Here is a 14,355-nt window from a genome sequence, read left to right on the forward strand (position 1 = left end):
TACTGCATTAGGCAGGCAAAACCTGAGCGCGACGCCACCCGGCGTTGTTCTCGGGTTTTTTTTATTTTTACACTCAGTCACGGTTGCCTGCGGGCAGCGGAAGTAAGGAAAACAGCATGGAATATAAAGCACTCGCGCAGGATATTCTTAGCCGGGTAGGCGGCAAAGAGAATATTGTGAGTCTGGTTCACTGCGCTACACGGCTGCGTTTTAAGCTCAAAGAGAATAAAAAAGCCGATGCCGAAGGGCTGAAAGCCAACCCTGGCGTGATCATGGTGGTGGAGAGCGGCGGTCAGTTCCAGGTGGTGATCGGCAACCACGTCCACGACGTCTGGCAGGCGGTGCGTCACGAGGCGGGCCTGACGGACGACAGCGAGCCGGTGGCGGAAAGCGGCGAGAAAGCGTCGCTCCTGGGCCAGGTGATTGATGTGGTCTCCGGTATTTTTACTCCGTTTATTGGCGTACTGGCGGCCTCGGGGATCCTCAAAGGGCTGCTGGCGCTGGCAGTGGTCTGCGGCTGGCTGGCGCCTCAGCAGGCGACCTATAAAATCTGGTTTGCCGCCAGCGACGCGCTGTTCTTTTTCTTCCCGCTGTTTTTGGGCTATACCGCCGGGAAAAAATTCGGCGGGAGTCCGTTTATTACCATGGTGATCGGCGGCGCGTTAACCCACCCGCTGATGATTCAGGCCTTTGACGCCAGCCAGGCGCCGGGGGCGGCGGCAGAGTACTTTCTCGGTATACCGGTGACCTTTATCAACTACAGCTCTTCAGTGATCCCGATAATCCTCGCTTCATGGGTCAGCTGCTGGCTGGAGCGTAAAAGTAACGCTCTGCTGCCTTCATCGATGAAAAACTTCTTCACCCCGCTGATTTGTCTTGCTCTGGTGGTCCCGCTGACCTTCCTGGCGATTGGCCCGGTGGCCACCTGGCTAAGCCAGCTGCTGGCCCACGGCTACCAGATTATCTACACGGTTGCGCCGTGGCTGGCGGGGGCGGCGATGGGCGCGCTATGGCAGGTTTGCGTGATATTCGGCCTGCACTGGGGGCTGATCCCGCTGATGATTAATAACCTGACGGTACTGGGACATGATTCGATGCTGCCGATGCTGCTGCCCGCGGTCATGGGCCAGGTGGGGGCCGCGCTGGGGATCTTCCTGCGCACCCGCGATGCGCGACAAAAAGTGCTGGCGGGTTCGGCGGTGTCCGCCGGGATCTTTGGCATTACTGAACCGGCGATTTATGGTCTGAATCTGCCGCTGCGCCGTCCGTTTATCTTTGGCTGCGTCGCTGGCGCCATCGGCGGGGCTATCGTCGGCCTTAGCGATAGCCACGTCTACTCCTTCGGTTTTGCCAACATTTTCACCCTGGCGCAGATGATCCCGCCGCAGGGGATTGACGCCACCGTATGGGGTGGGGTGATTGGCATCGTGGCCGCGCTGGTTATCTCCTGCGCGTTGACCTTTGCCGTCGGGCTGCCGGCCAGAGGCGCGGCGGCAAAGGCTGTCCCGGTCGCGGTGGTGTCGGAAAACGCGATTCTGGCTCCGATGTCCGGCACCGTGCTGGCGCTGGATCAGGTTCCTGACAGCACCTTCGCCAGCGGTTTGCTGGGGCAGGGCGTGGCGATTATTCCCGCCGCCGGCAAGGTGGTTGCGCCGTTCTCCGGGGAGGTGGCGTCGTTATTCGAGACTAAACACGCGATTGGACTACTCAGCGATAGCGGCATTGAGCTGCTCATCCACGTCGGCATCGACACCGTCAAGCTCGATGGCGTGCCCTTTACCGCCCACGTTCAGGTAGGCGATAAGGTACAGGCCGGTGATTTACTGATTGAATTTGACCGTCAGGCCATTCTCGACGCCGGTTATGACCTGGCGACGCCGATTATTATCAGCAACAGCGACGATTATCGTTCACTCGACATTGTCTCCACCAGCGTGGTCGATGCCGGTCAGCCGCTGTTGTCCGTAAGCCATTAATCACAGGAGAGAAAGATGAAGAAATTCCCACAGACCTTTTTATGGGGCGGCGCGACCGCGGCAAACCAGGTGGAAGGCGCTTACCTGGAAGATGGCAAGGGATTATCGACCTCGGACGTGCAGCCGCACGGCGTGTTTGGCGACGTCGTCGAGCGTGTTCCGGGCGACAGCGGCATCAAAGATATCGCGATCGATTTTTACCATCGTTACCCGGAAGATATCCGTCTGTTTGCGGAGATGGGCTTTAACTGTCTGCGGGTGTCGATTGCCTGGACGCGTATTTTCCCCAACGGCGACGATGCCGAACCGAACGAAGCCGGGCTGGCGTTTTACGATCGGCTGTTTGCTGAAATGGCGCAGCACAACATCACCCCGCTGGTGACCCTATCGCATTATGAAATGCCGTGGGCGCTGGTGAAAAACTACGGCGGTTGGGGCAGCCGCGAGGCGATCGGCTTCTTCGAACGCTACGCGCGGACGGTGTTCACGCGCTATCAGGAGCGGGTCAAGCTGTGGCTGACCTTTAACGAAATCAACATGTCGTTGCATGCGCCAATGACCGGCGTCGGCCTGCCGGAAGGCAGCAGCAAAGCGGCGGTCTACCAGGCGATACACCACCAGCTGGTGGCCAGCGCGCTGGCGGTCAAAGCCTGCCATGAGATCGTCCCTGACGGTAAAATCGGCAATATGCTGCTCGGCGGCTTAATGTATCCGCTAAGCTGTAAACCGGAAGATGTGTTTGAAACCCTGCAGCAGAACCGCAGCTGGCAGTTCTTCGGCGACGTCCAGTGTCGCGGCAGCTATCCCGGCTATATGCTGCGCTATTTCCGCGACCAGGGGATCGAGGTGACGATAACCGATGCCGATCGCGCCGCGCTGAAAGAGACCGTGGACTTCATCTCTTTCAGTTATTACATGACCGGCTGCGTCACCGCCGATGAGGAACTCAATAAGCAGGCGCGGGGTAATATTCTCAGCATGGTGCCAAACCCGCATCTGGCGAGCTCGGAATGGGGCTGGCAGATCGATCCTCTGGGCCTGCGTACGCTGCTCAACGTGCTGTGGGATCGCTATCAAAAGCCGCTGTTTATTGTCGAAAATGGTCTCGGTGCGAAAGATCGGCTGGAGGCCGACGGATCGATTAATGATGATTATCGCATCAGCTACCTCAACGACCATCTGGTACAGGCGCGGGAAGCCATCGAAGATGGCGTGGAGCTGATGGGCTTTACCAGCTGGGGGCCTATCGATCTGGTCAGCGCCTCAAAAGCGGAGATGTCCAAGCGTTACGGCTTTATTTACGTCGATCGTGACGATCGGGGGGACGGGATGCTGGCACGGAGTAAGAAGAAGAGTTTCTACTGGTACAAAGAGGTGATTGCCAGCAATGGCGGCAGCTTAACAGAGTAATATCCCCGGCGGCCCGGGTCCTCCGGGCCGCTCACCGCTTACGCCGGTTTGCGGGCGCGCAGCAAAAAGATCATCGGCCGTTCTTTCTCTTCATCAAGGCCCGGCTGGGCGGCGATTTGTTCCGCCGTTGGCCCCCATTCGTCAAGATGCTCAATCCTGAAACCCGCGGCAATCAGCAGGTTTATCCAGCTCGCCAGCTTACGATGCTGTTTTTTCACTCCGTCGGCGAACCAGTTGCTGATACGCTCGCCTTCCTGTTGATAATGGCTCACCGGCCAGCTTTTTGCCCGGTTTCATCTTGTTGCCAGCCCTGACGCGGCGGGGCGGTGTAGATCGGGTGTTCGGCGGAAAATACCAGCGTCCCACCCGGGGTTAACGCCTGATAAATCGTGGCGAACAGCGGGGCAACGTCGGGAAGGTAATGCAGCGCCAGCGAACTGTAGACCAGCTCGCAGCTGTTGGCGGGGAGAGCCAGGGTCTGTAAATCCGCGCAGCGATAGTCAATCCCGTCGTGCTGGCCCATTTCGCGCGCGCGATCGAGCATCCGGCGGGAAATATCCAGACCGCTAATCTGCGCGGCCCCCTGTTCACGAGCCCAGCGGCAGAACCATCCGTAGCCGCAGCCGAGGTCAACAACCCGCAGGCCGGATAACGGCGGCAGCATCTGCTGAATCGCCGGCCATTCTGGCGCGCCGTCCAGCCCTTTTACCGAACGGTCGAGAGTGGCATATCCTGCAAAAAAATCAGGATCATCGTAAATATTCTGGCTCATTATCACTCCATGAATGATTTGTTTATTTTTAATTATCCGGGTATTTAGTCACACATTTTACTTAACGGCTTAATTTTATATCACTTATTATAATCGGCCTTATTTAATCATCCGATCTATCCAATGAATTTTACTCTCAGAAAAAGCGTATTGGCTGGGTTACCCCTGGCCATTGTTCTGGTTGGCTGCGCGCCGTCCCATGATATCGGGGAACCGCCGCAGCAGCAGATCCCTGCCTCCCATGTCTCTATGGATCTGCCCGCCGCCGTTAAAAATGGCTGGCCGCAAAGCAACTGGTGGCAGGAATACCGTGACCCACAGTTGAATAACCTGATTCAACGCGCCCTGGCCAATGCCCCGGATATGCAAATTGCCAACCAGCGTATTAAGCTGGCAGAAGCGCAGGCGCGCATGTCGCAAGCCAGTCTTGGGCCGGAGATGGATTTTTCCGCCAATGTTGAACGGCAGAAAATGTCGGCAGAAGGGCTGATGGGGCCGTTTGCGACGGATACCGACGGTAATACCGGACCGTGGTATACCAACGGCGCCTTTGGCCTGACGGCGGGTTGGGATCTGGACCTGTGGGGGAAAAACCGCGCGTTGGTCAAAGCGCGTATTGGTGAGGTCAAAGCGCACATCGCCGAACAGGCGCAAACCCGCGAACTACTGGCCAGCAGCGTGGCGCGTCTTTACTGGCAGTGGCAGACCGAAGCGGCGGTGAAAGATGTCCTGCAGCAGGTGAAGGCTGAGCAAAATAATATCGTCAGCGTCGACCAGGCGCTGTACCAGCGCGGGATCACCAACTCCGCCGAAGGGGCAGAGAACGATATCAATGTCAGCAAAACCGATCAGCAGCTGGCCGATGTTGCCGGTCATATGAAAGAAATTGAAGCCCGCCTGATGGCGCTGACCAACAGCCAGAGCCAGGCGCTGAATCTGCAGCCGGCGACTCTGCCGGCGGTCAGCGCGCAGATGCCAACAGAGCTGGGGTATGAACTGCTGGCGCGCCGTCCGGATCTGCAGGAGGCGCACTGGTATATTGCGGCGTCGTTGAGCGAAGTCGATGCGGCGAAAGCGGCGTTCTATCCGGATATTAACCTGATGGCTTTCCTGCAACAGGATGCGCTGCACCTGAGCGATCTGTTCCGCCACTCCGCGCAGCAGATGGGGCTTACCGCCGGGCTAACGCTGCCTGTCTTTGATAGCGGCCGGCTCAACGCCAACCTGGATATTGCCAGCGCGCAGAATAACCTGTCGATAGCGAAGTACAACAAAGCGGTGGTTGATGCGGTGAACCAGGTGGCGAAGACCGCCAGTCAGGTGGAGACGCTGATGGAGAAAAACCAGCAGCAGCTGCAGGTCGAAAAAAATGCCCGGCGGACGGTGAATCTGGCCGAACAGCGAATGAAAGCTGGGATTCTGCCGGGCGCGAGAGTCAGCCTCGCCAGACTGCCCGCGCTACAGGAACGCATTACCGCGCTGCGCCTGCAAGGCCAGTGGCTGGATGCCAGTATACAGCTGACCTCCGCGCTGGGCGGCGGCTACCACCAGACCACAAAATAAACCGCCGCGCAGACCGGCTCATAAGCGCATCGGGGATACCCCGGTGCGCTTTGCCCGTCGCGGCTACTCTTTCTTTTTTGCCTCGCGGCGCCGGAACCACCAATGGGCGGCCACCACCAGCGCAATCGCCAGCCCCAGCCAGATAATGTGTTTCAGATGGCCATCAAGATGATGCAGCCACGGCCCAATGGCTTCTCCGCCCAGATAGCCGAGGGTGGTGAATAACAGCGCCCAGGCCAGCGCGCCGAGGATATTTAACGGCAGGAACACTTTTGGCGGCAGGCGGCTGGCGCCGATCAGCAATGGCCCGATCACCCGAAAGCCGTACATAAAACGGGTACCAATCACGAACAGATAGGGGCGACGCTGAATCATACGCTGTGCTTTATGAATCCGCGCCTGATGGCGGGAAAAGCGCCGCAGCAACCGGCCGCCGAAGCGCCTGCCCAGCAGGTACAACAGCTGGTCGCCAATCATCCCGCCCAGCGCGACCGAGATCACCACCAGTGGAAACTTTAATAAGCCCTGATGCGCCGCCACGCCGCCAAGGAGGGTGACGGTTTCGCCTTCCGCCAGGCTGCCGATCGCCAGCGCAGCGTAGCCATATTGGGAAATCAGGTTATTGATATCCATACAAAGATAAACTCCCTTACCCTTCCTGTTTCACGCTGTCTCTCCGGCAACGTGCATGATCAAAGGTATCAATTATCAATCCATTAATCATACACCCTGCAGCTTCAAACACGGTTAAGCGCATTTTTATTGCTGTATACAAAATAATCTCTCAGGGTGAATTATACTTGGATCAGTGCTGTACGAGGCCGTGACAAGGGGGACGCTATGAACCATGTCTGGGGACTATTCTCTCATCCGAATCAAGAGATGAGCGTTATCAAGAGCGAAAACGAGACCGTTTCGCACCACTATACGCACCATGTACTGGTCATGGCGGCGGTTCCGGTTATCTGCGCATTTATCGGTACCACGCAGCTTGGCTGGAACTTCGGCGATGGCAACGTGGTAAAACTGTCGATGTTAACCGGTCTGGCGTTGGCGGTGGTCTTCTACGCCGTGATGCTGGCGGGCGTGGCGGTGATGGGGAGGATCATCTGGTGGATGGCCAGAAGCTATCCGCAGCGGCCATCGCTAAAACGCTGCATGGTGTTCGCGGGCTATGTCGCGACGCCGATTTTTCTTAGCGGGCTGGTGGCGCTCTATCCGCTGGTATGGCTGTGTGCGCTGGTGGGGACGGTCGCTCTGTTCTACACCGGCTATCTGCTGTACCTCGGTATTCCGACATTCCTGAGCATCAATAAAGAAGAGGGGCTTAGCTTTGCCAGCTCCACCCTCGCCATCGGGGTACTGGTGCTGGAAGTCCTGCTGGCGATCACCGTGGTCCTGTGGGGCTACGGCTACCGCCTTTTCTAGCCAGACCCGGCACCCTTCACGCCGCCCGCCGGTGGGGCGGCAAGCGGAATGCGATCAGGACTGATCTATTGCCGGCATAAATGGATATTTATGCCGGCAATGCAGCATTTGTTCACGATTCTTATTAGTCAGGTGCCGTAATGGCGCGCTATGATAGGCTTTGCCAGCGTCGCCTGTTCCCCGGCGTCGCAGCGTACGTTAATCACGTGCAAAAATACTTTTCAGAATGTTCACGATGCCGAAATTTCGAGTTTCTTTGCTCAGCCTGACGTTGCTCCTGGCTGTGCCTTTTGCGCCTCAGGCGATTGCCAAAACCCCCGCGCCCCTTGCCGCCGCGCAGCCGGAGATAGCCTCCGGGAGTGCGATGATCGTCGATCTTGCCAGCAAAAAGATTGTTTACCAGAGCCAGCCGGACCTGGTCCGCCCCATTGCGTCGATTACCAAAGTGATGACCGCGATGGTGGTGCTGGATGCGCATCTGCCGTTAGACGAGATGCTGAGCGTGGATATCAGCCATACGCCAGAGATGAAAGGCATCTATTCGCGCGTGCGCCTGAACAGCCAAATCAGCCGCCACGACATGCTGCTGCTGGCGCTGATGTCCTCGGAAAACCGCGCCGCCGCGAGCCTTGCCCACCATTATCCCGGTGGCTATGACGCCTTTATTCGCGCCATGAATGCCAAGGCCCAGGCGCTGGGGATGACTCATACCCGCTATGTTGAGCCGACGGGGCTGTCGATTCATAACGTCTCCACCGCCCGTGACCTGACGAAGCTGCTGATTGCCAGCGAGCAATATCCGCTGATTGGCAAGTTGAGCACCACGAAAGAAGATACCGCGACCTTTGCCCATCCGGCCTATACGCTGCCGTTCCGCAATACCAACCATCTGGTATATCGCGATAACTGGAATATTCAGCTGACCAAAACCGGCTTTACCAACGCCGCCGGCCACTGCCTGGTGATGCGTACGGTGATTAATCAGCGCCCGGTGGCGCTGGTGGTGATGGACGCCTTCGGGAAATATACCCACTTTGCCGATGCCAGCCGCCTGCGTACCTGGGTTGAGACCGGGAAGGTGATGCCGGTTCCGGCCGCCGCGCTGAGCTATAAAAAGCAGCGTGAAGCGCAGATGGCGGATGCCATGCTGAAAGGCGGCGCGCAGACCGCGCAAAACGATTAATGCCTCTCCCCCGACTCGCGCAGGCGGGCGGGGGATGTTTTTATTCCGGAATGGTTAAGTCGCCTTCACCGAGCTGGCGCTGCATAATCAAGGTATCCCGCCAGTCCCCCATCTTATACCCGACGCTGCGCAGCTGACCCGCCACGCTAAAGCCAAATTTTTTGTGGATCGCCAGCGAACCGGCATTGTTATGCCCGTCGCCGATAATCGCCAGCATCTGCCGCCACGGCCCCTGTTCACATTTTGCAATCAGCTGCGCCAGCAGGGCGCTGCCGATGCCGCGCCCGCCCATGCCGGATTCGACATAAATCGACTCCTCAAGGGTGTAGCGATAGGCCGGACGCGGGCGGTAAAAGGTGGCGTAGCAGTAGCCGACAATCGTCCCGCGCCATAGCGCAACCAACCACGGCAGCCCGTTATCGCGCACGGTTTTGATCCGCTTGCGCATTTCGTCGACGGTGGGGGGAATATCTTCAAAGGAGGCGCGTCCATTCAGCACGTGCCAGACGTATAGCGCGGCGATGGCGTGCGCGTCATCGGGCAGGGCTTCGCGGATTTCTAATTCAGCGCCGTGTAACATATCCGCTTCGGACATGAGAGGGACTCCTTAACCTGGTTTGCCGGAGATGCGTTTCTCCGGCGTGCAGCGTAATACAGAATCCCTCTCCGCGTCACCCTGGATTATTGCTGCTCAGGGACGTCGCTCTCGCTCTGCTGACGCTCTCCCCAGTACTTGTGCTTACTGGTTTTGCCGAGGCCTGGGTTCATGCTGTTGGTCGGGTCGTTCTGACGGTAGAACTGTTTTAAGCTATCCGGCGCTTCATACAGGTGGCCGACGTTATGCTCGGCGGGGTATTGCGCGCCGCGTTCGTTCAGCAGCGCCAGCATTTGCTCTTTCAACGCGTGGGCATCGACCCCTTTCTTGACGATGTAATCCTGGTGGAAGACATGGCACATAAAGTGGCCATAGTAGAGCTTATAGACCAGCTGGCTGTCGATCTCGGGCGGCAGATGCTCGAACCATTCGCTGTCGTTGCGGCGCAGGGCGATATCCAGCGCCAGAATATCTTCCACCTCATCGGCATGAACAGCCTGGTAACGAATGGCGGCCCCCGCGGCGGCGAAGCGGTGAAGAAACGCCTTGCTGCCTTCTTCCGGCGTGCAGGCAAAGAAATCGCCCTCGGCATCGCGGAAGTATTCCGTCAGCCATGCCTGAGCTTCTTCGATGCCATCGCCCGCCATTTTCAGCAGCAGGTGATGCTCATACTTATCGCGCCAGCTTTTCATGCGCTCCGGCAGGTGCGCCGGGAAGACGTGCCCCAGCTTTTGCATGAAGCGGTCGGTAAAGTGGGGCTTAAACAGCGACACTTTCTCCAGCATGGCGTCGGTACGGCCTTTCATGGTGAAGAAGAACGGCATTTTGTCGGTGCCGAGCTTATCGATCATCAGGAAGGTGTCTTTGCCGTAGCGTTCGGCGATATCGTAAATATCGCGGTGCATATACTCGCCCGCCACCGGCAGATGCGCAAATTCAGCGAGAATATGGCGACGGATTTCCGTCAGCACCGCGGGTTGATTGGTGCCGATGTAAAAGACCTGCTGGCGCTTTTCCGCCGGAAAGGTGTCCAGACGCGCGGCGAAAACCGCCAGCTTGCCGGCGCAGCCGGAGGATTCAAACAGGCGATCCGGGTCGGCGTTGTAGCGCGCCGGGGTATCGGCATTGACGTCGCGCACGCGGGTGACGTAATCATGGTCATGGGCGTGACGACCGTCGTGCTGCACATCTTCATCTTTAATACGATCGTCGTCGAGACGGCTGAGGATCTGTTCCGGCGTGGTGCCGAGGTCAATACCGAGATGGTTAACCAGCCGCAGCTTGCCGTGTTCGTCAATCTGCGCGAACAGCGACATCTCGGTGTAGGCCGGGCCGCGTTGCACCAGCGAACCGCCGGAGTTGTTGCAGATCCCGCCGATCACCGACGCGCCGATGCAGGAAGAGCCGATCACCGAATGCGGCTCGCGGCCGAACGGTTTCAGCGCTTTTTCCAGCGAATAGAGCGTGGTGCCAGGGAACGCCAGCACCTGTTCGCCTTTATCCAGCAGGTGCAGTTTATCGAGGCGCAAAGTGCTGATGATCACGATGTCGCGGTCATAATCATTGCCGCTGGGCGTCGAGCCTTCGGTCAGACCGGTGTTTGCCGCCTGCATCAAAATGATTTTATCGGCGTCGACGCAGGCGCTCAGCACGCGCCAAAGTTCCAGCAGGGTTCCCGGGAAAACGACCGCCAGAGCATCGCCCTGGCCGGAGCGGAAACCCTTACGATAACGCTGCGTTTTGGCCGGGTCGGTTAACAGATGGGAGGAGCCAACCAGTCTTGCCAGTTCCGCCAGAAAATCAGGATTATTCGATGGTGTTGCAGATGACATGATCCACTCCTTGTGGTGGTAGCGAAAATATCAGGATTAAGCATAACGCTTTGTATGACAATTGTGGGCATCAATGTTTCGAAAAATCAGAGAAGAACCTTAGCATTCTGCAGGCGTCTTGTTTATATATATGGCAAACTGCGGTTTTTATTATGTTTTGCCGTAATCCCGGCCTGAGAGAAGAGAGATAACAATGAAATGGCTCTGCACTATAGGCGTCGCCGTGAGTCTGGCGCTGCAACCCGCGCTGGCGGATGAACTGTTCGGCAACCACCCCTTAACGCCGCAGGCGCGAGACGCGTTCGTCAGCGAACTGCTGAAGAAAATGACCGTCGATGAAAAAATCGGTCAGCTAAGGCTGATTAGCGTCGGCCCGGATAACCCGAAAGAAGCGATCCGCGAGATGATCAAAGACGGGCAGGTCGGGGCGATCTTTAATACCGTGACCCGCCCGGATATCCGCGTGATGCAGGACCAGGTCATGCAGCTCAGCCGTTTGAAAATCCCCCTGTTTTTCGCCTATGACGTGATCCATGGTCAGCGTACCGTATTTCCGATAAGCCTTGGCCTGGCCTCCTCGTTTAACCTCGACGCGGTGAATACCGTGGGCCGCATTTCGGCCTATGAAGCCGCCGACGACGGCCTCAATATGACCTGGGCGCCGATGGTGGATGTCTCCCGCGATCCGCGCTGGGGCCGCGCGTCGGAAGGCTTTGGCGAAGATACCTACCTGACCACCATGATGGGGCAGGCGATGGTTGAGTCGATGCAGGGCAAGAGCCCGGCGGATCGTTACTCGGTGATGACCAGCGTGAAGCACTTTGCCGCCTACGGCGCGGTGGAGGGCGGGAAAGAGTACAACACCGTCGATATGAGCCCGCAACGCCTGTTCAACGACTATATGCCGCCCTATAAAGCGGGTCTCGATGCCGGGAGCGGCGCGGTGATGGTCGCCCTGAACTCGCTCAACGGCACGCCGACCACCTCCGACGCCTGGCTGCTGAAAGAGGTCCTGCGCGATGACTGGGGCTTCAAAGGCATCACCGTTTCCGACCACGGCGCGATCAAAGAGCTGATCAAACACGGCGTCGCATCCGATCCGCAAGACGCGGTGCGGGTGGCGCTGAAGTCGGGCATCAACATGAGCATGAGCGACGAGTACTACAGCAAGTATCTGCCGGGGCTGGTCAAATCCGGCAAAGTGACGATGGCCGAGCTGGATGATGCGACGCGTCACGTCCTGAACGTCAAATATGATATGGGGCTGTTTAACGATCCGTACAGCCACCTCGGGCCGAAGGGATCTGACCCGCAGGATACCAACGCCGAAAGCCGTCTGCATCGCAAAGAAGCGCGCGAAGTCGCGCAGCAAAGCCTGGTGCTGCTGAAGAACCGTCTCGAGACGCTGCCGCTGAAAAAATCGGGCACCATTGCGGTGATCGGGCCGCTGGCCGACAGCAAGCGCGACATGATGGGCAGCTGGTCGGCGGCGGGCGTGGCGGATCAGTCGGTGACGGTGCTGAGCGGTATTAAAGATGCGTTGGGCGACAAAGGTAAAGTGATTTATGCCCGCGGCGCTAACGTTACCAATGATAAAGGCATTGTTGATTTCCTTAATCTGTATGAGAAAGCGGTGCAGGTTGACCCGCGTTCGCCGCAGGCGATGATCGACGAAGCGGTGGCGGCGGCGAAGCGGTCCGACGTGGTGGTCGCCGTGGTCGGCGAGGCGCAGGGCATGGCCCATGAAGCCTCCAGCCGGACCGACATTACCCTCCCGCAGAGCCAACGAGATTTGATTAGCGCCCTGAAAGCCACCGGTAAACCGCTGGTGCTGGTGCTGATGAACGGTCGTCCGCTGGCGCTGGTGCAAGAAGACCAGCAGGCTGACGCGATGCTGGAGACCTGGTTTGCCGGTACTGAAGGCGGCAACGCCATTGCCGATGTGCTGTTTGGCGACGCCAACCCGTCCGGGAAACTGCCGATGTCGTTCCCGCGCTCGGTGGGGCAGATCCCGGTGTACTACAGCCACCTGAATACCGGCCGTCCGTACAACGCCGACAAACCGAATAAATACACTTCCCGCTATTTCGATGAGGCCAACGGCCCGCTGTATCCGTTTGGCTACGGCCTGAGCTACACCACCTTTAGCGTCTCCGACGTGAAGATGTCGGCGCCGACCATGCCGCGAGACGGCAGCGTCACCGCCAGCGTGCAGGTGACCAACACCGGTAAACGCGAAGGGGCGACGGTGATTCAGCTCTATCTGCAGGATGTGACCGCCTCGATGAGCCGTCCGGTGAAAATGCTGCGCGGCTTCAGGCGCGTGACCCTCAAACCGGGAGAGACGCAAACCGTCACTTTCCCGATTGAGATTGATGCGCTGAAGTTCTGGAATCAGAAAATGAAGTACGACGCCGAGCCGGGTAAATTCAACGTCTTTATCGGCGTTGATTCCGCCCGCGTGAAGCAGAGCGAATTTGAACTGCTGTAATCCATCACCCGGGTGAGGCCGCCGCGCCGCCGCCCGCCAGCCCCCCGGCAGCGTTGTGCTGACTGGGGGGCTGGCTTCCTTACCTCTCTCTGCGGACATCGGAGCCGCGAAATCCCGCCAGATGAACTACGCTTTTGTCTTAAGCTCCTGTAAACGGAGCGCAAAATAATGAGGGAAGCAGGATGATGATTGCGACAAAATTGACCGGGGCGCTGGCGCTGGCTGCCCTGGTAAGCCTGCCGCTGCAGGCGGCGGAGCCGGTAAAAGTGGGCTCAAAAATCGATACTGAAGGGGCGCTGCTGGGCAATATTATTTTGCAGGTGCTGGAGAGTCACGGGGTGAAAACCGTCAACAAGGTCCAGCTGGGCACCACGCCGGTGGTGCGCGGGGCGATTACGGCGGGTGAACTCGACATCTATCCAGAATATACCGGCAACGGCGCTTTCTTCTTTAAAGAGGAGAACGATCCGGCATGGAAAAACGCGCAGCAGGGGTATGAGAAGGTCAAAAAGCTGGATGCCGAAAAGAATCAGCTTATCTGGCTGACGCCCGCCCCGGCCAACAATACCTGGACCATTGCCGTGCGTCAGGAGCTGGCGGAAAAAAATCATCTGACTTCGCTGGCCGATCTTAGCCGCTATCTGCAAAACGGCGGCACCTTCAAGCTCGCGGCCTCCGCCGAATTTATCGAACGCCCGGATGCGCTACCGGCCTTTGAAAAGGCTTACAACTTCAAGCTGAATCAAAGCCAGCTGCTGTCGCTGGCGGGCGGCGATACGGCGGTGACCATCAAGGCGGCGGCGCAGCAAACGTCCGGCGTCAACGCGGCGATGGCCTACGGTACCGACGGGCCGGTGGCGGCGCTGGGGCTGCAAACGCTCAGCGATCCGCAGGGCGTACAGCCGATTTACGCCCCGACGCCGGTGGTGCGCGAGGCGGTGCTGAAAGCCTACCCGCAGATGGCGCAGTGGCTGCAGCCGGTCTTCGCCAGCCTCAATGAAAAAACGCTGCAACAGCTGAATGCCAGTATTGCGGTGGAAGGGCTGGATGCGAAAAAAGTTGCCGCAGATTATCTGCAGCAAAAAGGGCTGTTGAAGTAGATTAT

Annotated in this window: 9 protein-coding genes and 2 pseudogenes; 7 read left to right on the forward strand and 4 right to left on the reverse strand. The window is 58.2% G+C overall.

Annotated features, from left to right (window positions below):
• The first annotated feature begins 6 nt into the window (after nucleotides 1-6).
• A pseudogene (gene bglF, locus ACI2JR_RS11850) lies at nucleotides 7-1,976 on the forward strand (PTS beta-glucoside transporter subunit IIABC).
• Between the two features lie 15 nt (nucleotides 1,977-1,991).
• Nucleotides 1,992-3,386, forward strand: coding sequence for a glycoside hydrolase family 1 protein (locus tag ACI2JR_RS11855; protein ID WP_462478626.1), 1,395 nt, complete (start codon nucleotides 1,992-1,994; stop codon nucleotides 3,384-3,386).
• Nucleotides 3,387-3,424: 38 nt separating this feature from the next.
• Here the strand turns inward: ACI2JR_RS11855 and ACI2JR_RS11860 are convergent.
• Nucleotides 3,425-4,158, reverse strand: a pseudogene (locus ACI2JR_RS11860) (class I SAM-dependent methyltransferase).
• Nucleotides 4,159-4,281: 123 nt separating this feature from the next.
• Here ACI2JR_RS11860 and mdtQ point away from each other — a divergent pair.
• Nucleotides 4,282-5,721 carry a multidrug resistance outer membrane protein MdtQ gene (gene mdtQ, locus ACI2JR_RS11865; protein ID WP_462478627.1) on the forward strand — a complete coding sequence of 480 codons (1,440 nt, stop codon included), beginning with the start codon at nucleotides 4,282-4,284 and terminating at the stop codon, nucleotides 5,719-5,721.
• A 63-nt stretch (nucleotides 5,722-5,784) separates the two neighbouring features.
• Here mdtQ and ACI2JR_RS11870 read toward each other — a convergent pair whose 3' ends face one another.
• Nucleotides 5,785-6,354: a DedA family protein gene (locus ACI2JR_RS11870; RefSeq protein WP_132725419.1), complete on the reverse strand. Its 570-nt coding sequence runs from the start codon at nucleotides 6,352-6,354 to the stop codon at nucleotides 5,785-5,787.
• 207 nt (nucleotides 6,355-6,561) lie between these two features.
• Between ACI2JR_RS11870 and ACI2JR_RS11875 the strand changes: the two genes are divergently transcribed.
• On the forward strand, nucleotides 6,562-7,149 hold the full coding sequence (locus ACI2JR_RS11875) for a Yip1 family protein (protein WP_132725417.1): 588 nt from the start codon (nucleotides 6,562-6,564) through the stop codon (nucleotides 7,147-7,149).
• Between the two features lie 235 nt (nucleotides 7,150-7,384).
• Nucleotides 7,385-8,332: a D-alanyl-D-alanine endopeptidase gene (gene pbpG / locus ACI2JR_RS11880; protein ID WP_462478628.1), complete on the forward strand. Its 948-nt coding sequence runs from the start codon at nucleotides 7,385-7,387 to the stop codon at nucleotides 8,330-8,332.
• Nucleotides 8,333-8,372: 40 nt separating this feature from the next.
• Here pbpG and ACI2JR_RS11885 read toward each other — a convergent pair whose 3' ends face one another.
• Both ACI2JR_RS11885 and dld read right to left on the reverse strand, forming a co-directional pair.
• Nucleotides 8,373-8,927, reverse strand: a complete 555-nt coding sequence (locus ACI2JR_RS11885) for a GNAT family N-acetyltransferase (protein ID WP_132725413.1) — start codon at nucleotides 8,925-8,927, stop codon at nucleotides 8,373-8,375.
• Nucleotides 8,928-9,013: 86 nt separating this feature from the next.
• On the reverse strand, nucleotides 9,014-10,759 hold the full coding sequence (dld, locus tag ACI2JR_RS11890) for a D-lactate dehydrogenase (protein ID WP_132725411.1): 1,746 nt from the start codon (nucleotides 10,757-10,759) through the stop codon (nucleotides 9,014-9,016).
• 193 nt (nucleotides 10,760-10,952) lie between these two features.
• Here dld and bglX point away from each other — a divergent pair, with 193 nt between their 5' ends.
• Complete coding sequence (gene bglX, locus ACI2JR_RS11895) at nucleotides 10,953-13,250, forward strand: beta-glucosidase BglX (RefSeq protein ID WP_462478629.1); 2,298 nt, start codon at nucleotides 10,953-10,955, stop codon at nucleotides 13,248-13,250.
• 182 nt (nucleotides 13,251-13,432) lie between these two features.
• Nucleotides 13,433-14,350: an ABC transporter substrate-binding protein gene (locus tag ACI2JR_RS11900; protein WP_462478630.1), complete on the forward strand. Its 918-nt coding sequence runs from the start codon at nucleotides 13,433-13,435 to the stop codon at nucleotides 14,348-14,350.
• The last annotated feature ends 5 nt before the right edge of the window (nucleotides 14,351-14,355 follow it).

Origin of the sequence: Klebsiella sp. NPDC088457 (assembly GCF_044900465.1) — a bacterium.
Taxonomy (GTDB): Bacteria; Pseudomonadota; Gammaproteobacteria; order Enterobacterales; family Enterobacteriaceae; genus Klebsiella.